Here is a 21,059-nt window from a genome sequence, read left to right on the forward strand (position 1 = left end):
AATATCATGCAAAGAAAAAAAATGATAACCAGAAAACTATTTTTTAGCGCTTTCACAGCTGCCACTTTAATCCTCTCTGCATGCAACCAGGTTGCTCCTCCTGAAGCCGTAGGCCCCACCCCGTCAGAAAACCAGCTCCGATGGCAGAAAATGGAATACTATGCGTTTATCCACTTCTCTTTGAATACTTATACCAACCAATCCTGGGGATATGGTGATGAGGACATCAACCTGTTTAATCCCGAAAAACTCGACACACGCCAATGGGCACGAATATGCAAAGAAGCAGGAATGAAAGGCATAATTCTTACAGCCAAACATCATAGTGGTTTTTGTCTGTGGCCTTCAGAATATACGGAGTACTCAGTAAAAAATACCCCCTGGAAAGATGGTAATGGTGATGTGGTTAGCGAATTAGCCGATGCCTGTAAAGAATTCGACTTAAAACTGGGCATTTATATTTCACCCTGGGACAGAAACCATCCGGATTATGGCCGACCTGAATACATCACTTATTTCAGGAATCAAATAAGAGAGGTATTAACCAATTATGGCGATATTTTCGAAATATGGTTTGATGGCGCTAACGGAGGAACCGGGTATTATGGCGGCGCCGATGAAAACCGTAAAATCGACCGGACAACCTACTACGACTGGCAACCCACCTACAAAATGATTCGCGAGTTGCAGCCGAACATCGTAATCTGGAACGATGGCGGCGACCGGGCCGATCTCCGTTGGGTGGGCACCGAAGCCGGATATGTGGGTGAAACAAACTGGAGTTTGTTAAATGACACTGGAGAAGTAACATGGGATATGTTACACCACGGCCTTGAAGATGGTAATGCCTGGGTGCCCGCCGAAGTAAATACATCCATTCGTCCTGAATGGTTCTACCACCCGGGAGAGGATGCCAAGGTAAAATCCGTACCCGAATTAATGGAGACGTATTACAATTCCATTGGCCGGAATGCAACCTTGCTGCTTAACTTCCCCATAATGCCCAATGGTTTAATTCATCCCAACGATGAAAAAGCTGCATTGGAATTTGCTAAAGCAGTAAAAGAAGCATTTGCAGTAAACTTAACCGACGAATCATCAGCCGGGGCTACAAACATTCGCGGCAATGCATGCAAATTTAATGCCTCAAAAGCGATTGATAATGATACAGAAACTTATTGGGCCACGGATGATACCATAACAAAAGCTTCCCTGACTGTTGATTTTGGTGAGCCAACAACTTTTAACCGGTTTGTAGCCCAGGAATACATCCGTTTAGGGCAACGGGTAAAAGCTTTTAGCATCGAAGCCATGATGGATGGTAACTGGAAAGAAATTGCCAGTGCAACCACCATCGGGTACAAACGAATCCTCCGGTTTCCAACTGTAACAGCCACACAACTCCGGTTTAACATTAAGGATTCAAAAAGTTGCCCGGTGATTTCCAACATTGGAGTTTACGATGCACCCCAATTGCTTGAACCACCCAATATCAAACGAAATCAGGCAGGTGATATCATCATAACCCCGGTTGATGCCGAATCGGAAGTGTACTATACTATGGATGGCAGCGAGCCAACACCTGATTCTGAAAAATATACGGGTCCGGTATCCACCGATGGTAAGTTGCAGATGAAAGCCATCGCTTATGAACCCTCAACCGGAAAAAGCAGTCCGGTGAGTAACGAAACCTTTGACTTACCAAGAAAAGAATGGAAAATATTAGGTGTCGAAGATGAGGAGGTATATGCCATCATAGATGGTGATCAAAAAACGGTTTGGCATCAACCCAAAGATGTTACCTTACCAGCTGATTTGGTTATCGATATGGGTAAAGAACATACCCTGGTTGGTTTCAGATATTTCCCTGACCAGACCTTATGGGGCCCCGGAATTATTAGCCATTACAAATTCTTTGTTTCCAATGACAATAAAACCTGGAAATTGGTAAGCAAAGGTGAATTTTCAAACATTAAGAATAATCCTTTGTGGCAGATCAAGGAGTTCGAGGCAGAAAAGGCCCGCTATTTTAAATTTCGGGCCCTGAAGAATGCAGAAAATAATAACAATATCGGGTATGCTGAAGTGAATATAATTACGGCAGAATGATTTGACGGTTGGTAAAACTCAATTCTGCGATATATTTATTCCTATCTCTAACTTTTGCCATTAATGATTCTTTTTGATAGATAGATTAATAAATAATAACATTTTACATAAAACGAAAATGGCACAGGTTGCCTCAATAGATTATCAGATTTTTAGATATAAGATTTACCTCAATAGGAACATGCATAAGTTTTTGTATGCAAGTTCCATTTAGGCCGATAACTTAAGTAAATTATATACTAATGAAACGAGCATGGTAAGGTTTGCCATAATATGAACATGTATAAGTTCTTGCATGCGAGATCCATTAGGCCATAAAAAGTAAATTTTATACTAATGAAACGAGCATGATATTTTTTAAGCATAATATCACAAAAGAATATGATTAAAAAATATTATGCGAGAGCGAAGCGTTTCCATTCGTTCTCAAATTTATAATTAGTTTTTTATCAGGTAATTACAAAATTTTAAACGAATGAAAAAGATAGCATTTTCTTTTTTTTCAATCGTATTTTCAATATCGGGTATGGCACAAGATTATTCGCCACATCCTGAAACCGAAAAATCTGCCATCCCGGGAATTAACAAAGAGGCTCAGCAGTTTGAAGAAACATGGGAATCACTTGCAGCAGTTGACAGGGAACCTGAGTGGTTTAAAGATGCAAAATTTGGAATCTATTTTCATTGGGGATTGTACAGTGTACCCGCATTTGATAATGAATGGTACCCACGTTGGATGTATGTGCCCGGAAGAGACAGTTGGGGCGGTACAGTTTATGAACACCATAAAAAAACTTACGGTTCTGTAAGTGAATTCAACTACCACGATTTTATTCCCATGTTTACTGCTGAGCACTTCGATGCAGCAGAGTGGGCTAATTTATTTCAGGAGTCCGGGGCACGGTTTGCAGGCCCGGTTGCACAGCACCACGATGGTTTTGCAATGTGGGGAAGTGAGATCAACCCGTGGAATGCTGAAGACATGGGACCCAAAAAAGACATCCTGGGTGAATTGTTTACAGAGCTCAAAAAACGCGACATGCGAACCATTGCAACCTTTCATCATGCAAGGCTCCTGCAACGCTATGCTTCCGACACAGCTGCATGGGCAAAGAATACACCCGATCCGGGATGGGACAGTCATTACCCTTATCATCCAGATTATATTACTTCAACAACGGATCCGGAACTCCGGCTGTTTTACGGGAATATGCCAGAGGACAAATTTCATGAATATTGGTTAAACCAAGTAATTGAAGTAGTTGATAACTACGCACCCGATATGATATGGTTTGATTCATGGCTCGATAAAATACCTCATAACTATCGTCAGAAAATGGTGGCCCACCATTTCAATACCGCCGTTTCACGGGGTCAAAAACCAATTGTTAACTACAAGCAGGAAGATATTCCGGCCAATGTAGGAATATTGGATATGGAGCAAGGTGGCAAAACTGAACTTTCTGACGATTATTGGTTGACAGATATTACTATAAGTCACGGTAGCTGGTGTTACACAAAAGGTCAAACATATAAAAATCCATCATTGGTTATAAGAAACATGATTGATGTATGGAGTAAAAGAGGTGTTGTATTGCTTAATATTTCACCCCGAGCAGATGGCACAATCCCTGCTGAGCAGAAAAAAGTACTGGCTGCTATTGGGAAATGGATAAAAAAACACGAGGAAGCTGTTTATGAAACACGTGCCTATAGCACCTTTGGTTATGGCAGGGCTGAGTTTGAAGAGAATGTGTTTGGTGGCCAAACAGCTACAATAGATTATACCTGTAATGATATCCGGTTTACTGTTTCAAAAGATAAAACGAAACTTTTTGTTTATTCTCTTGGTCTTCCCGATGCAAATTCATCTTTCGATATTCACCATATTACTGATTCTAATATCAAAAAAGTTTCAGTTGTGGGAAGTGGAATTGAATTAGAATGGTCAAAAAACGGTGATGTTTTAACAATCAAAACACCTGCTTCTTCAGAGATGGATGAATTAGCCACCGTGTTCAAAGTAGAATTTGAAAACCCGCATTATTAATATAAAACTGACCACTAATGAAAAGAATAAAATTAGCTTTACTTGTATGTTTTCTAATTTCTTACAATTCAATACAAGCGCAGGAAAAACTTTACAAAAACGTATTTCCAATATCGGATGTAACATTGCTCAACGGGCCGTTTAAATATGCCCGCGACCTGAACATCGAAGTGCTTTTGAAATACGATGTTGACCGCTTATTAGCGCCTTACCGTAAGGTAGCCGGATTGCCCCAAAAGGCCGAAAGTTATCCCAACTGGTCAGGACTCGATGGTCATATTGCCGGACATTACCTTTCGGCCATGGCCATGAACTATGCTGCCACAGGAAACAAAGAGTGCAAAAAGCGTATGAAATATATGCTCTCAGAATTAAAGGAAATCCAGAAAGCAAATGCCATAAACAATGCAGAATGGGGTGTGGGCTACGTCGGAGGTTTCCCAAATAGTAAAAATTTATGGTCGGCTTTCAAAAAAGGCGATTTCAGCATTTATCTTACTGCCTGGGCCCCATTTTACAATCTGCATAAAATGTATGCCGGACTCAGAGATGCATGGTTATACTGCAACAATGATGAAGCAAAAAAGCTATTCCTGGATTTTTGCGATTGGGGCATCAGCATCACATCAGACCTTGACGATGAACAAATGGAAACAATGCTGAATATGGAACATGGTGGTATGAACGAAGTATTTGCTGATGCCTACCAGATTTCAGGTAAGAAAAAATACCTTATTGCTGCCAAAAGGTATTCTCACAAAAAATTTCTGAAACCATTGTCGAAAGGTATTGACAACCTCGATAATATGCATGCTAACACTCAAATACCCAAATTTATTGGCTTTGCAAGGATCGCAGAACTCAGTGGCGATAAAAAATACAAACAGGCCGGCCGATTTTCATGGGAAACAATTACAGAAAACCGCTCCCTGGCTTTTGGGGGCAATAGTCGCAGAGAACATTTCCCCGGCGTTGAATCCTGTGCTGACTATATCAACGATGTTGATGGCCCCGAGTCATGTAACTCGTATAACATGTTAAAGCTGACAGAAGACTTGTTCCGTATGGAACCTTCGGCTCATTATACCGATTATTACGAACGAACCCTTTTCAACCACATTCTCTCCACCCAGCACCCGGAGCATGGCGGATATGTGTATTTCACAACAGCCCGTCCCCGTCATTACAGGGTTTACTCTGCGCCTAACGAAGCCATGTGGTGTTGTGTGGGTACTGGCATGGAAAACCATGGCAAATACAATCAGTTTATTTACACCCATTCAGCTGATTCGTTGTTTCTTAATCTGTTTATTGCTTCGGAACTCGATTGGAAAGAGCGAAATGTGCGTATTAAACAAGAGACTAATTTTCCCACTGAAGAAAGTACAAAACTGACCATAACGAAAGGTGCTTCGGAATTTAAGTTGATGGTCAGGTATCCCGGATGGATGAAAAAAGATGCTTTGAGAATCACCGTAAACGGAAATGAAGTAAATCATACAGCCCTTCCTTCTTCATATATCTGTATTGACAGAAAATGGAAAAAAGGAGATGTGGTTGAAGTGTCTTTACCTATGCACAGTAGGATTGAGCGTTTGCCCAATGTGCCCGACTACATTGCTTTTATGCATGGTCCAATATTGTTGGGTGCCAAAACCAGTACCGACGATTTAAGAGGACTGATTGCTGATGATGGTCGTTGGTCGCAGTACCCGGGCGGAAAAATGCTTCCGGTTGACCAGGCTCCAATCCTGGTTGAGGACGATATTGAAAACATTGCCGACAAATTGGTTCCCGTGAAGGATGAACCATTAACTTTTACACTTGACGTGAAAATGATAAATCCTATTGATGTAAAACTCGAACCTTTTTTCGGTATTCACGACGCCAGGTATATGATTTACTGGCTGGCACTTACAAACGACGGGTATCAGTCGTATTTGGATTCTTTAACAGCAATCGAAAATGAAAGGATAGCGCTCGAAAAGCGCACGATTGACTTTGTGGCCACCGGTGAACAACAACCTGAGACTGACCACAACATGCAAAATGAAAATTCAGGTTCGGGAAACACGCATAATGAGTTTTACCGTGACGCAAGCCGGGGAGGATATTTTAGCTACGAAATGAAAACAAATCACGAAACAGACCTTGCACTTAATGTACGCTATTGGGGGGCCGAATGGGGAGGCCGCAAATTTGATATATACATTGATGATGAAAAGCTTTTTACCGAAGATAATACCGGTAGATGGAATCAATCAAAGTTTTTTAATGTGGAGTATGATATTCCCAACTCAATGGTCAGGGGAAAGAGTGAAATCAGAGTTAAATTTCAGGCATTACAAGGAAATACTGCCGGGGCAGTTTACTTTATCCGTCTGGTAAGAAAAGAATAATTGATTGAAAATAAGTGCAAATGAATTCAGAAATGGTTATAGTTATAGTTGATTATGGACGGTAGGAACGTACATTTTAAAAAATGAAGGAAAGCCCATATCGTAGAAAGTACTAACAATATAACAACTATGAAAAACTATATGCAAAAAAAACGGAATAAAAGCTTTCGTTCAATTTTACCGGCCTTATTTCTTTTGCTGGTTTCTGTTGCATGTAACCAACAAAATCAACCTGCCCGTATCGAAACACTTTTCGACAATGGATGGAAATTTCAATTAGGCGATGTTCAAGGTGCCCAAATGCCTTCGTTTAACGACAGTGCCTGGCGTAGTCTTGACTTACCACACGACTGGAGCATCGAGAATCTTCCCAATCAGGAACCAGGGAAGGTAACAGGCCCTTTTTCCAAAGAAAGCATAGGCACCACTGCTACAGGATATACTATAGGCGGCACTGCATGGTACCGCAAAACATTTACTTTAGATGATGATGACCGGTTCAGCCAAACCATCATCAATTTCGATGGCGTATATATGAACAGCGAAGTTTGGGTCAATGGCAAACTGGCAGGCACACATCCGTATGGCTATACCGCTTTTCAATTCGATATCACGGAATATCTAAACCCTGCAGGAAAGCCCAATGTTATCGCCGTAAAGGTTAAAAACGAAGGGAAAAATTCCCGGTGGTATAGCGGTTCAGGCATATACCGTCATGTATGGCTTATCCGCAAACAACCCATACATATTACTCATAATGGCATCTTTGTAAATACCGAAAGCATCTCAGAAAATGAAGCTAATGTAACTGTATCAGCAACGGTTGAGAATAGCACAAACAATGTTTCAGATATACAATTGAAAATCAGTATTATCGATGCAAGCGGTAAGATTGCAATAACATCGGAAACCCCAGTAGAAAGCCTTCAAACGGGATCCGAAAACATTACTCAAAGTATAAAAATACAACAAGCCAAATTGTGGTCAACCGAAGAGCCCAATCTTTATACCGCAGAAGTTAAGGTTATTGCCAACGAAGATATTACCGACCACACCCAAACAACTTTTGGTATCCGTACCATCCATTTCGATGCAAAAACAGGATTCACCCTAAACGGAAAAACAGTATTGCTGAAAGGTGGTAATCTTCATCACGACAATGGGTTTCTTGGAGCCGCAACCATCGACCGGGCGGAAGAACGACGTGTTGAACTGATGAAGGCCAATGGCTTTAATGCCATTCGTGCAAGCCACAATCCGCCATCGAAACAATTTCTTGATGCCTGCGACCGCCTTGGCATATTGGTAATGGATGAGGCCTTTGATCAATGGGTACGCCCTAAAAACCCACAGGATTACCACCTGTATTTCAGGGAATGGTGGAAAAAAGACCTTAAATCGATGATTTATCGCGACAGAAACCATCCTTCGGTTATTTTCTGGAGTATTGGTAACGAACTTAACGAACGTGCCGATTCACTGGGCTATGCTATCCGGAAAGAACTGGTGGTCGAAACACACAAGCTGGACTCAACAAGACCTGTAACAGAGGGTGTCTGTGATTTTTGGGATCATCCGGGCCGGGAATGGTCAACTGCAGCACCTGTATTTAACGATCTGGATATTGCAGGTTACAATTACCTCCAGAAACAATTCGAAGCGGATCATGCCGAATATCCCGACAGGATTATTGTGAGTACTGAATCGCATGCCGCAGACGCTTATGCTTATTGGCAGGGGGTTGAAAAAAACCCTTATGTGATCGGTGATTTTGTATGGACAGGCATGGATCATTTGGGTGAAACAGGATGTGGCCATTCAAAAATTGCCGGAAAGCCGGGTCCTCGCGTTGGACTTCAACCCTGGCCCTGGTTTTCAAACAATTGTGGCGACATCGACTTGTGTGGAAATAAAAAACCGCAATCATATTACCGGGATGTAGTTTGGGATAACAGCAAAATTGAAATGATGGTGCATACGCCAATCCCCGAAGGCATGGTAGAGACCTACAGTTACTGGGGTTGGCCCGATGAATATCCAAGCTGGAACTGGGCAGGAAACGAAGGCAAACTGATGGATGTACGGGTTTTTACTAAAAGTCCTATGGTACGGCTCGAATTGAATGGAAAAGTAATTGGCGAACAGGCCATAGATACCCGCACCGGAATTACTGCTAATTTCAAAGTTCCTTACGAACTTGGAGTACTGAAAGCCTTTGCTTTGAATAAAGGAAAAGAAGTTGGTTCTAAAGAACTTAAAACCACCGGTGCACAGACAAAAGTTAAACTTAAAGCCGATCGATCCGAAATCAAAGCAAGCCGCAACGACTTATCCTACATAAGTATTGAAATTACGGATAATCAGGGCAATGTAATACCTGACGCAAAGATACCTGTAACACTTAGGGTATCAGGAGTAGGTGAAATTGCCGGTTCGGGAAATGCAAACCCCACCGACATGGAAAGCTTTAACAACCCTGTTTGCAAAACTTTCCGCGGAAAAGCTCTGGCTATTCTTCGTCCGTTAGAAGATAAGAAAAGCGGTACTATTACCTTGATGGCCGAGGCTGATAGCCTGGAAACCGGAGAAATTGCTATTAAGGTTCAATAATTTTTTATATATAAAATAAAGAAATAAACAAATATTAAAAATCACAAAATGAACAAACAAATTTTTATATCCATTTTCCTGATGACGATGGCAATACCTTATTTTGCCGATGCCCAAAACACAGTTAAGCAACACCCCATCATTCAGACAAAATACACTGCTGATCCGGCACCCATGGTACACAACGACACGGTATTCCTTTACACCAGCCATGATGAAGACGATGCCATGGGCTTTAAAATGAAAGATTGGTTGCTCTATTATTCGACCGACATGGTGAACTGGACAGAGCACGGCGTAGTGGCATCATTAGACAATTTCGACTGGGTTCCTTACGACAATGGCGCATGGGCAGTACAATGTGTAGAACGCAACGGAAAATTTTACCTCTACTGCCCCATGCCGGGAGGAGTGGGCATCGGGGTTTTGGTTGCCGATAATCCTTACGGCCCATTCAAAGATCCGCTCGGAAAACCTCTTATTAAACAGGGCCATCACGACATCGATCCTACCATTTTGATTGACGATGACGGGCAGGCCTACATGTACTGGGGAAATCCCAAGGTCTATTACGTGAAGCTGAACGAGGACATGATTTCCTATTCGGGTGAAATCATACAAGAGCCCACAACGCCCGAAAATTATCAGGAAGGCCCATGGGTTTGGAAGCGCAAGGGGCATTACTACATGGCCTATGCCTCCACCTGTTGCCCTGAGGGAATTGGATATGCCATGAGCGACTCCCCGACAGGTCCCTGGGAATACAAGGGTATGATTGTCGATGCATCGGAGAAAACCCGGGGCAATCACCCGGGCATCATTGAATACAAGGGAAAATGGTACTGCTTCGGACACAGTTACGACCTCCTGAAGAAAACCACCCCGAAATTCTATGAGCGCCGCTCGGTTGATATGGATGAAATGGTGTACAATCCCGACGGAACCATCCAAAACCGGCATTACTGGTCAGTTGAAGGCCCCGAACAAGTGGAGCCCCTGAATCCTTTCAAACGGGTAGAAGCAGAAACAATGGCCTGGAGCGAAGGCGTAAAGACCAGGTTTGAAACAGAGTGGGAAGGAGATTTCGATTGGGACAGAGGGAAAAAAATCGCCGACCGTCTATTTGTAACTGCCATAAATCATGGTGATTACATAAAAGTAAAAGGCGTTGATTTTTCCGACGGCGCTGAATCGGTTGAAGTGAGTGTATCCCCCATTTACGGAGGAAAAATTGAAGTACGGGCCGATAAAATTGACGGACCGGTCATCGCTACGGTTGAAGTAAATACCACACGCGAAGAGGGCATTTGGAGTACATTTACAGCACCGGTCAACGACATCACGGGAATTCATGATGTGTACTTTGTTTTCACAGGAGAAAAAGACTTATTCTATTTTGACTGGTGGCAGTTTTACCCTGCAAAGGCATCAGAAGAATAGAAGAATAAAAGGGAGCCATTCAATCAATGAGTGTGGTATAAAAAGACATATTTTTATCAAAATCAAGGCGTTTTTAATTTTTTTATCGGAGTTAACCCATTTTTAATGAGGATGCAAAAATTAAAACAACAAAGAGTTTGGCAACAAAGATGCTTTTTAGAACGCACTCATCAATAATACCATAAGCAGGAAACTAATAGGGAATCGCTTATTTGATTTTGAACGGATAAAATTTAAAGTATTTTAATGCAATAAAAACAAACAACCATGAATATCAACAAGTTATTATTTCCGCTTTTCAGTCTGGGTATATGCATTTCAAGCATTGCCCAAAACCCCATAGTACAAACATATTACACTGCCGACCCTGCACCTATGGTGCATAATGGCAAAGTTTACGTTTATACATCTCATGACGAGGACACAACAGTCAATAATTTCTTTACCATGTACGACTGGCGGTGTTATTCGTCAGATGATATGGTGAACTGGACCGACCATGGAGCAGTCGCCTCTCTGAAGAACTTTGAGTGGCTCGACAAGACAAATGGAGCATGGGCTCCGCAATGTATTGAACGAAACGGCAAGTTTTTCCTTTACGTACCCATTCATGGTGAAGGAATCTCCGTGTTGGTAAGTGATTCGCCAACCGGCCCGTTTCATGACCCTTTGGGACACAGACTAATCGTTGACAGTGAGGATGTCTGGACCGACATCGACCCTACTGCTTTTATTGACGACGATGGACAGGCTTATTTGTACTGGGGAAATCCGTCGCTCTTCTATGTGAAACTCAACGAAGATATGATTTCGTACGACCGTAGTATTGGTAAGAACGGGATTGTAGCTGTGGAGATGAATGCAGAGTCATTTGGAGAAAGTAAAGCTAAAGACGGCAAACACCTTACCAATTACACCGAAGGCCCGTGGTTTTATAAACGAAACGATATTTATTACCTGGTTTATGCCGCCGGAGGCATTCCCGAGTACATTGCCTATTCCACCGCTCCTACGGCTGAGGGGCCATGGACTTATCAGGGTTACATTATGGAAAGAGCGCCTCACCTGGCTTTTACCAACCATCCGGGAATCGTTGATTTTAAAGGAAATTCCTATTTCTTCTATCACGACCAGGATTTATCAGGTGGAGAAGGTTTTAAACGTTCGGTAAGTGTTGAACAGTTCGAATATAATAAAGACGGGTCTATTCCCATGATTACTCCCACGAAAGAAGGAGTAAAAGAAAGTGTTGCGAACCTGAACCCTTTTCAAAGAATAGAAGCCGAAACAATTGCATGGTCGGAAGGTCTGAAAACCACATCCAACGATAAAACAGGTGTCTATGTTACCAAAGTTGACAACGGCGATTTTATCAAAGTCCGTAGTGTTGATTTCAAAAAAGGAGCAGATACATTCACGGTCAGAGCGGAACCGCTGAATGGAGGAAAAATTGAAATTCGGCTGGATTCCAAAAATGGTCCCCTATTAGGTGTTTGTGAAATAACAAAAACAGAAAGTAAGAGTAACTGGCAAACATTTACCACAAGGACTGATAAACACAAAGGTGTTCACGACTTGTTTTTTGTTTTCAAAGGTGGTGAAGGAGAGTTATTTAATCTTGATTACTGGGAGTTTATCAAATAATCAAACCATCAATCATTAGAAATCATGAAATATTTCAGTTTATTTATTGTTCTTCTTGTTTTTACGGGATGCAAGAAAGAATTGAATTACAAAGAGATACCGAAAGGAATAAACATCGAATTGGCAGACGGGACACTTGGCATATACCCTGTAACAGACAATGCAGTGAGAATTAAACTATTTAAAGAAGAAGAACCGGAAATCCCCGAGTTTATCTTTACCAACAACCCCGAAACACCTGAATTTAAAACAACAGAAACCTCTTCTAAATTAGCTGTAACACTCAAGAACCTCCAGGTCGTTGTGGATAAAAAAACAGGTCGTTTGTCTTATGCCTCGCCCACCGGAAAAATTTTTCTGCAGGAAAAAGCCGGTTCAAGGAGACTGGTTCCTGATTCGGTAGAAGGAGAGCCTTGCTTCATCGCAGAACAAGGTTTTGAATCACCCGAAGATGAGTCTGTTTTTGGGCTTGGACAATTCCAGGATGGTCACTATAATCTGAAGGGAGTTACCCGGCGATTGACACAGGTCAACTCTCAGATATCCATACCCTTTATTTATTCCAGCAAAGGCTACGGGTTGTTATGGCATCAGTATGGACTTACCGATTACAATCCCGCAGACAATTTAATTGAATTGAAAAAGCAGGAACAACCTGCCGGAGATGAAGAATTGATTGAAGTAACAACAACTGCAGGGACACAAAAAGTATCACAGAATCAAACCCTTTACACGGGGCAATTCAGTGTTCCGGAGGATGGAGAATACTCAGTGTTCCTTGACCTGGGCGATATGGGGAATCGTTATTATGTCGTGATAGATGGTAAGCCATACATTGACCAGACCAATATGTGGCTCCCTCCTACTGTAGGAACAATTGCAAACCTTGAAAAAGGAGAACACAATGTCCAGGTAATTTGTAAGTCTGACAACAAGCCCAAATTATCGTGGAAACTCAATGATAATTCCACCATCTTCAGATCGCCCAACGCCAAAGAGCTGGATTACGTGGTCTTTTACGGCCCTTCGGCTGACAAGGTAATTTCTTCATATCGTAATTTATCAGGAAATGCACCTATGTTTCCCAAATGGGCTTATGGTTTCTGGCAATGCCGCGAACGTTATACATCCGGCAAGCAACTTGTGGAAACGGTCGAAGAATTCCGCAATAGAGAACTACCCATGGATGTCATTGTGCAGGACTGGCAATACTGGGGAAGCAAAGGCTGGGGTGTTCCACAGTTAGATGAAGAAAATTACCCTAACCCGTCCGGTTTTATCAGTGAAATTCATGACATGAATGCCCGTTTTTGTATATCCATCTGGTCGAACCCCGACAAAAACTCAGAATTGGGCCGGGAATACGTCAACCGAAACCGCTTTATTCCCGGGACCAAATGGTTGGACTATTTCAATCCGAAAACAAGACAGGAATATTGGAATACACTGAACGAAAATCTGTTTGTTCACGGAGTGGATGCCTGGTGGATGGATGCAGTAGAACCTGAGAATGATGCCCTCGAAGGAACCCAAACGCACATAGGACCCGGTAATTTTTACCGCTTGACCTACCCGTTGATGGTGAGTAAAGCTGTGTACGAAGGTCAACGCAATACAACCTCCGACAAAAGAGTTTGTATCCTTACCCGTTCGGCCTTTTCAGGACAACAGAAATATGGCATGATCAACTGGTCGGGCGATATTGGGGGCACATGGGATGGCTACAGAAGACAGATTCTTGCCGGACTAAACTTCACCATCACCGGGTTACCTTACTGGACTTCTGACATCGGTGGCTTTTTCCGCCCAGGCCCGTCACAATATACGGATGAAAGATATCATGAATTGCTCACCAGGTGGTTTCAATGGGGAACTTTCAATCCAATTTTCCGTGTGCACGGTTACCAGTCGGAGACAGAACCATGGAAATACGGGCCGACTGTTGAAGCCAATATGCGGAAAATGTTGAATTTACGATACCGCCTCATCCCATACATATACTCCGAAGCCTGGAATATCACCCAAAATGGTTCTACGATGATGCGCCCCCTGGTCATGGATTTCAGAGAAGATACAGAAGCTGTAAATCACCTGTATCAATATATGTTTGGTAACAGTTTTCTGGTCGCCCCTGTTACCCAACCTGATGTTTTAGAAAGAGAGGTTTATTTGCCGGAAACGACAAGCTGGTATGACTTCTGGACCGGTAAGCATTTCAATGGCGGACAAACCATCAATGCCAATGCGCCCATGGATCAAATCCCGCTTTTTGTTAAAGCCGGCTCCATCGTTCCAATGGACAAAATATCACAACACACCGGAGAAAGCAATGCTGATTCATTGGAAATAAGAATATACCAGGGAGCTGACGGTAGTTTCAGTTTGTACGAAGATGAAGGAGACAACTACAACTACGAAAACGGAAAGTTTTCAGTCGTCCCCTTCGAATACAATGAACAAAATCAAACCCTTGTCATTGGTGACCGGGAAGGCCAATACCCGGGATATTTAAAGACACGGGTATTTAATATTGTTCTGGTAAACGAAGATTCCGGTATGGGTATAGCCAGGGAGGAAAAGAAAAAAACAGTTACTTACAGTGGAAGTAAAATAGAAATAAAACTTTAAATTAGTGCGTGTCTATAAACTCGCAAAAAATTTTTACAGTATGTGTGTTTTTGAATACAGGTATAAAAAATCAAATTTCACAAAAATGAAACTAAAGTACATACTGATAATCATATCAAGCTGTATCCTGTCACAAGCATACGCAAAGAAAGAACCGGAAAAGAGAAACTTAAAACCACGAATTGTAGTGCTTACCGACATCGCTCCCAACGATATTGAGCCGGATGATATGGAGTCTATGATTCGATTGCTTGTCCATGCTGACCAGTTTGAAATTGAAGCACTCATTGCCACCACTGGTTGGAGTAATAACGGCGGTAATGAACGTATTGATCTCATCCATGATGCGTTAAATGCTTATGAAAAAGATCTGCCAAATTTAAAAAAAAGGTCGGGGCAGAAAGATTTTGCGGCCGATGAATCAAAGCAGCATATAGGTTACTGGCCTACTCCCGATTATTTGCGATCCCGAACTGTGACGGGAAGCACAAAAATGGGAATGAAATTCATTGGCGAAGGAAACGATTCTGAAGGAAGCAACCTGATCATTGACCTGGCCGATGAAAATGACGACCGCCCAATCTGGATAACAGTTTGGGGTGGTGGCAATACATTTGCCCAGTCCATCTGGCGCGTGCAACAAGAACGGTCGCCGGAAGAGCTAAAGTCTTTTTTACGCAAATTCCGCATTTACACAATCACTGATCAGGATCGTCCATGGTCGCAAGGCGACACAATAAATTATGCCAACAGTTCGCATCAATGGATGAGGGAATTTGAACAGGATCTGTTGTTTTTCTGGGATGAATGTGCATGGAAACATCAAAACGGAACAGGCAGAAATAATTGGGATCAATACGCCCGACACATCCAGGATCATGGTAACCTCGGTGCGTTATATCCTAAATATAAATATGGCGTTGAAGGAGATACACCGTCATTTATGCACGTCATTCCGAATGGATTATCTGACCCGAATGTTCCTACACAAGTTAGCTGGAGCGGCTATTTTGAGTTTGGCTTAGGGCGCGACAGCCTGACTCGGTCTTACACCAATTATACTGGTAAACCCTATGAGATTAGCACAAAATATTTTTCGTATTTCTATCCGGCTATTTTCAACAATTTTGCCGCTCGTATGGATTGGGCCAAAGAAGGAAAGGGTAACCGTAATCCGGTTGTAATCATTAACAGGGATAAAGGCATCAACCCCATTGAGATAAATTGCAAAACAGGAGAAAAGATAAGGCTTAATGCTACAAAAACGTTTGATCCCGATGGCGATCAACTAAGCTATAAATGGTGGTTAATACCTGAGGCAGGAACCTATTCCGGGGATATTAAAATTTCGAATAGCAAATCCGGCATTGCCACCATTCATGTCCCTTCCGATTCAGCCGGCAAAAAATTTCATATTATTTGTGAAGTAACCGATAATGGAACTCATAATCTGACCGGCTATAGAAGGATAATCTTTGAACCGGAATAAAAATACCCTGAACCTAAGTGGATTTAAACCGATTCCTTCTTAGAACCGGTAAACGAATGTCGCCTATCCCACCCAACACACTTAAATCAATTTTTGGATAACAATAATAATCTTTCAAGAATGAAACGAGCCCCGGGTAATCGGGGATAGATAAATTTTATAAAGATGAAAACACACTATTCAACACTTATCATGTTAATTGCCGGTTTCTTATGGAGTTCATGCTCAGAAGCCGAAAAGAAACAGTTCGCTCAAAACCCTGTAATTTTCGCCGATGTACCCGATATGTCCATGATCCGCGTCGATGATACCTACTACATGAGCAGCACTACCATGCACATGAGTCCGGGCGTGCCCATCATGAAATCCAAAGACCTGGTCAACTGGGAGATCGTGAACTATGCTTACGACACACTGGCCAATAATGAAGCACTGCGTCTTGAAAATGGCCGGAACGCTTATGGACGGGGTTCCTGGGCCAGCAGCCTGCGTTACCATGAGGATACATTCTATATTTCTACCTTTTCGGCAACATCGGGGAAAACACACATTTATAAAACCACTAACATCGAAAAGGGACCCTGGGAGGCCATTACCTTTGAGCCGGTTTTGCACGACAATTCACTCTTCTTCGATGACGACGGCAAAGTCTATATGATATATGGCGGAGGCGATATCCGTATTGTCGAACTGAAAGAAGATTTATCCGGCATCAAACCTGATGGCATCAACCGGGTAATCATTCCTGATGCAGGGAAGGTAGCTTCCGATAACCTGATGCTCCATGCCGAAGGTTCTCAGGTTATTAAGCACAATGGCAAATATTACGTTTTCAATATCACCTGGCCACGGGGAGGAATGAGAACGGTTGTAGTACACCGTGCCGACCAGATCACCGGCCCTTATGAAGGGAAGGTTGCTCTCAAAGACCGTGGAATTGCTCAGGGAAGCATCATCGACACACCGGAAGGTGAATGGTACGCCTACATGTTTCGCGATTATGGCTCTGTCGGCAGAATCCCATACATTATGCCCATGAAGTGGAACGACGGATGGCCTGTTTTGGGGATGGACGGTAAAGTACCCGACACACTGGATATTCCTGTTAAAAATATCGGAGCTTCCGGTATAGTTACATCGGATGACTTTGAGGACGACAAGCTGGCACTCGCCTGGCAATGGAACCATAACCCCGACAATCGCTACTGGTCTTTAACCGAAAGAGAAGGCTATTTGCGGCTTACCAACGGACGCATTGATGAAAACGTGGAGCAAACCCGAAACACACTGACACAACGCACCTTTGGTCCGGTAAGTTCTGCTTCTACCCTGGTTGATGTTCAAGGCATGAAAGATGGTGATGTTGCCGGTCTGGTAGCATTACAAAACAGATACGGATTTGTTGGTGTAAAAATGAGTAACGGCTCCAGGTCAGTGGTGATGGTAAGTGCAGAAACCGAAGAACCTGTAGAACTGGCAACCATTCCACTGGAACAGGATAAAATCTGGTTAAAAATCGATTGCGATTTCAGAAACAGAACCGACAAAGCCTGGTTTTATTACAGCCTGAATGGTAGTGATTGGAAGAAAATCGGAGAACCACTGCAAATGGCGTATACCTTGCCTCAACATTTTATGGGATATCGTTTTGGGCTATTTTCCTTTGCCACCAAAACAACCGGAGGTTTCGTTGATTTCGATCATTTCAAAATTAGTGACGAAATAATTGAAGAAGTGGCAGATTAGGTCTGTCCCTGCAGAACGCAAACATGAATTGAAGACAGACACCAGTCAATAAGTGGTTGTCTAAAAAGTCAGTTTTTCTCTGTGCACCTCTGTGATGGGCTCTGAGAACTCTGTGTAACTAATTGAAATACAATGTTTGCTGACGCAAGCATGGTATTTATTTTCTCTAATTGGGGACTTTTTGGACACTCTCTAAACTCAAGAATATCAATAAATCATGAAAAAATTAAAGATTTTATCAGCAATACTCCTCAGTCTCTTTTGGGGAGCTTGTAACAAAGACACGGCACAAGAAAGTGATCTTAAACTATGGTACGATAAACCGGCCAAAGTTTGGAACGAAGCGCTGCCCATCGGTAACGGACGCCTCGGAGCAATGGTATTTGGCGATCCGGCCAATGAAAAAATCCAACTAAATGAGGAGACTTTCTGGTCAGGTGGCCCCTCGCGCAACGACAATCCCAAAGCCCTGGAGGCTCTGCCCAAAGTACGGGAATTAATTTTCGAGGGTAAATACCATGAGGCCGAAAAGATGGTTAATGAAAACATGGTCGCAGAACAGCTGCATGGCTCCATGTATCAGACCATAGGTAATTTAAACCTCTCTTTCGACGGTCACGAGAATTACACCAATTATTACCGTGAACTCGACATTGAGAATGCTCTTTTTTCAACTACATACACAGTAAATGGTGTGAACTTTAAACGGGAAGTTTTTGCCTCTTTCCCCGATCAGGTCATTGCTGTAAAGTTATCGTCCGACCAACGCAGAAGTCTGTCCTTTTCAGCCAGTCTGAACGGGCCTTTGGCAAGAAGCACCCAGGCATTGGACGCAAACACACTGGAAATGACGGGTATATCCAGCTCCCACGAAGGTGTGGAGGGACAGGTAAAATTCAACACCCGGGCCAAAATACTGAATGATGGCGGAGAAATAAAGCCTGATGGAAATAAAATCACCGTAACGAAAGCCGATGAAGTGGTCATTCTGATATCGATAGCCACCAGTTTCGTTGATTACAAGACACTCTCCGCAGATGAAAATGAGCGATGTCAAAAGTTCCTGTCAGAAGCCTCCCAAAAAACCTTCGCAAAACTAAAAAAGGCACATATCAGCGACTATCGTGAATACTTCACCCGATCATCCCTAAATCTGGGTACTACCCCGGCCAGCGAGCGTCCTACAGATATCAGAGTGAAAAACTTTTCTCAGACCAACGATCCCGAACTGGTAACGCTCTATTATCAGTTTGGACGTTATTTGCTGATTTCAAGTTCTCGCCCGGGCGGTCAGCCGGCCAATCTGCAGGGAATCTGGAATGGCAGCACACATCCTGCATGGGATAGTAAATACACCATCAACATCAATACGGAAATGAATTACTGGCCGGCCGAAAAATGCAATCTTCCTGAATTGCACGAACCTCTGATAGAAATGGTTAAAGAACTGTCGGAAGCCGGTGCGCAAACCGCTCAAACCATGTACGGATGCGACGGTTGGGTAACCCATCACAACACAGATATCTGGCGTATTTCCGGAGTAATAGACGGTGCCTTCTGGGGCATGTGGCCAATGGGAGGCGCCTGGCTCACCCAACATCTTTGGGAGAAATACCTTTACAATGGCGACCTTGAATATCTCGCATCGGTCTATCCAATAATGAAATCCGCCTGTCGGTTTTATCAGGATTTTCTCATTGAAGAACCCACCAATGGATGGCTGGTGGTCAGTCCTTCCAATTCACCTGAGAATGCTCCTGCCGGACGACCTTCTGTTACTGCCGGAGCAACTATGGACAACCAAATCCTGTTTGACCTGTTTTCAAAAACGATTAAAGCAGCAACATTGCTGAATCAGGATGAAAATCTCATCAGTGAATACCAGAAAATTCTTGACCGTCTGCCTCCCATGCAAATTGGTCAATACGGACAATTACAGGAATGGATGGAAGATTTAGACAGTCCTGAAGATAAGCACCGTCATATCTCGCATCTGTATGGTTTGCATCCTTCCAGCCAAATCTCGCCCTATTCCTCACCCGAATTATTCGAAGCTGCACGCACAACCCTTCAACACCGGGGAGATGTATCAACCGGGTGGTCAATGGGGTGGAAAGTAAACTTCTGGGCTCGCATGCTTGACGGAAATCATGCCCTCAAGCTGATCAAAGACCAGCTCACTCTGGTTGGTACGGATAACAACGCCGGAGAAGGAGGAGGAACTTACCCCAACCTGTTGGATGCGCACCCACCATTCCAGATAGACGGAAACTTCGGATGTACAGCCGGTATTGCAGAAATGCTGCTGCAAAGTCATGACGGCGCCATTCATTTTTTACCTGCTTTGCCCGATGAATGGAAAAATGGAGAGATAACAGGACTTAGAACGCCGGGAGGCTTTGAAGTCAATTGTAAATGGGAAAACGGCCAACTAATTAAAGCCGAAATAAAGTCGACACTGGGCGGAAATTGCAGAATCCGGGTTCCGAATGAAATGGTTTTGAATGATGATACAGAATTGAAAAAAGCTTCCGGTACAAATCCTAATCCTTTCTTCGAAAAGGCTAAGATCAAAGACCCTGTAATATCAGAAAAAGCCAAATTAACAAAAACCAACTTGCCTAAGACTTATTTGTATGATTTTCCAACTGAGGCCGGGGAAACGTATACTATTTTAGAAAACTGATATACAAAAAGCAACCTATAGAGAAAGGCGGAGAGCATGGGGCGAAGAGCATGGAAAAGAAAGAGAATATGGTACATTGAAATTAGAACATGCCCCGGGGTATCTGAAAATACCAATTCTCACTCTGTGCCTGCTCCGTGTTACTCTCCCGAAAAAATTGGGCAAAGGTGTGAAACAATAATTTTGGGGTTCTACAACGAATTTAATGACAACTTGCAATTTGTTTATAGTTAAAATGTAGTTTGACGTAGTCTATAT

General features: G+C 42.8%; 10 protein-coding genes. All 10 read left to right on the forward strand.

Annotated elements, in window-relative coordinates:
• Positions 1-6 precede the first annotated feature (6 nt).
• The 10 genes from ACT29H_RS14560 to ACT29H_RS14605 all read left to right on the forward strand — a co-directional run bounded on the left by ACT29H_RS14560 (position 7) and on the right by ACT29H_RS14605 (position 20,801).
• Positions 7-2,109, forward strand: coding sequence for an alpha-L-fucosidase (locus tag ACT29H_RS14560; protein ID WP_444822380.1), 2,103 nt, complete (start codon positions 7-9; stop codon positions 2,107-2,109).
• 475 nt (positions 2,110-2,584) lie between these two features.
• Positions 2,585-4,159, forward strand: a complete 1,575-nt coding sequence (locus ACT29H_RS14565; RefSeq protein WP_444822381.1) for an alpha-L-fucosidase — start codon at positions 2,585-2,587, stop codon at positions 4,157-4,159.
• A gap of 17 nt (positions 4,160-4,176) precedes the next feature.
• A complete protein-coding gene (locus tag ACT29H_RS14570) occupies positions 4,177-6,558 on the forward strand; it encodes a beta-L-arabinofuranosidase domain-containing protein (protein ID WP_444822382.1) in 2,382 nt (793 codons plus the stop codon).
• Between the two features lie 129 nt (positions 6,559-6,687).
• Positions 6,688-9,168 carry a glycoside hydrolase family 2 TIM barrel-domain containing protein gene (locus ACT29H_RS14575; RefSeq protein WP_444822383.1) on the forward strand — a complete coding sequence of 827 codons (2,481 nt, stop codon included), beginning with the start codon at positions 6,688-6,690 and terminating at the stop codon, positions 9,166-9,168.
• 48 nt (positions 9,169-9,216) lie between these two features.
• Positions 9,217-10,608: a glycoside hydrolase family 43 protein gene (locus ACT29H_RS14580; RefSeq protein WP_444822384.1), complete on the forward strand. Its 1,392-nt coding sequence runs from the start codon at positions 9,217-9,219 to the stop codon at positions 10,606-10,608.
• Between the two features lie 267 nt (positions 10,609-10,875).
• Positions 10,876-12,252, forward strand: a complete 1,377-nt coding sequence (locus tag ACT29H_RS14585) for a glycoside hydrolase family 43 protein (RefSeq protein ID WP_444822385.1) — start codon at positions 10,876-10,878, stop codon at positions 12,250-12,252.
• A 24-nt stretch (positions 12,253-12,276) separates the two neighbouring features.
• On the forward strand, positions 12,277-14,880 hold the full coding sequence (locus tag ACT29H_RS14590) for a TIM-barrel domain-containing protein (RefSeq protein WP_444822386.1): 2,604 nt from the start codon (positions 12,277-12,279) through the stop codon (positions 14,878-14,880).
• Between the two features lie 85 nt (positions 14,881-14,965).
• Complete coding sequence (locus tag ACT29H_RS14595; RefSeq protein ID WP_444822387.1) at positions 14,966-16,369, forward strand: DUF1593 domain-containing protein; 1,404 nt, start codon at positions 14,966-14,968, stop codon at positions 16,367-16,369.
• A gap of 165 nt (positions 16,370-16,534) precedes the next feature.
• Positions 16,535-18,115, forward strand: a complete 1,581-nt coding sequence (locus ACT29H_RS14600; RefSeq protein WP_444822388.1) for a glycoside hydrolase family 43 protein — start codon at positions 16,535-16,537, stop codon at positions 18,113-18,115.
• Positions 18,116-18,332: 217 nt separating this feature from the next.
• The gene (locus ACT29H_RS14605) at positions 18,333-20,801 is read left to right on the forward strand and encodes a glycoside hydrolase family 95 protein (protein ID WP_444822389.1); all 2,469 of its coding nucleotides are present in this window, start codon (positions 18,333-18,335) and stop codon (positions 20,799-20,801) included.
• Positions 20,802-21,059 lie beyond the last annotated feature (258 nt).

Origin of the sequence: Thermophagus sp. OGC60D27 (assembly GCF_052400625.1) — a bacterium.
Taxonomy (GTDB): domain Bacteria; phylum Bacteroidota; class Bacteroidia; order Bacteroidales; family Marinilabiliaceae; genus Thermophagus.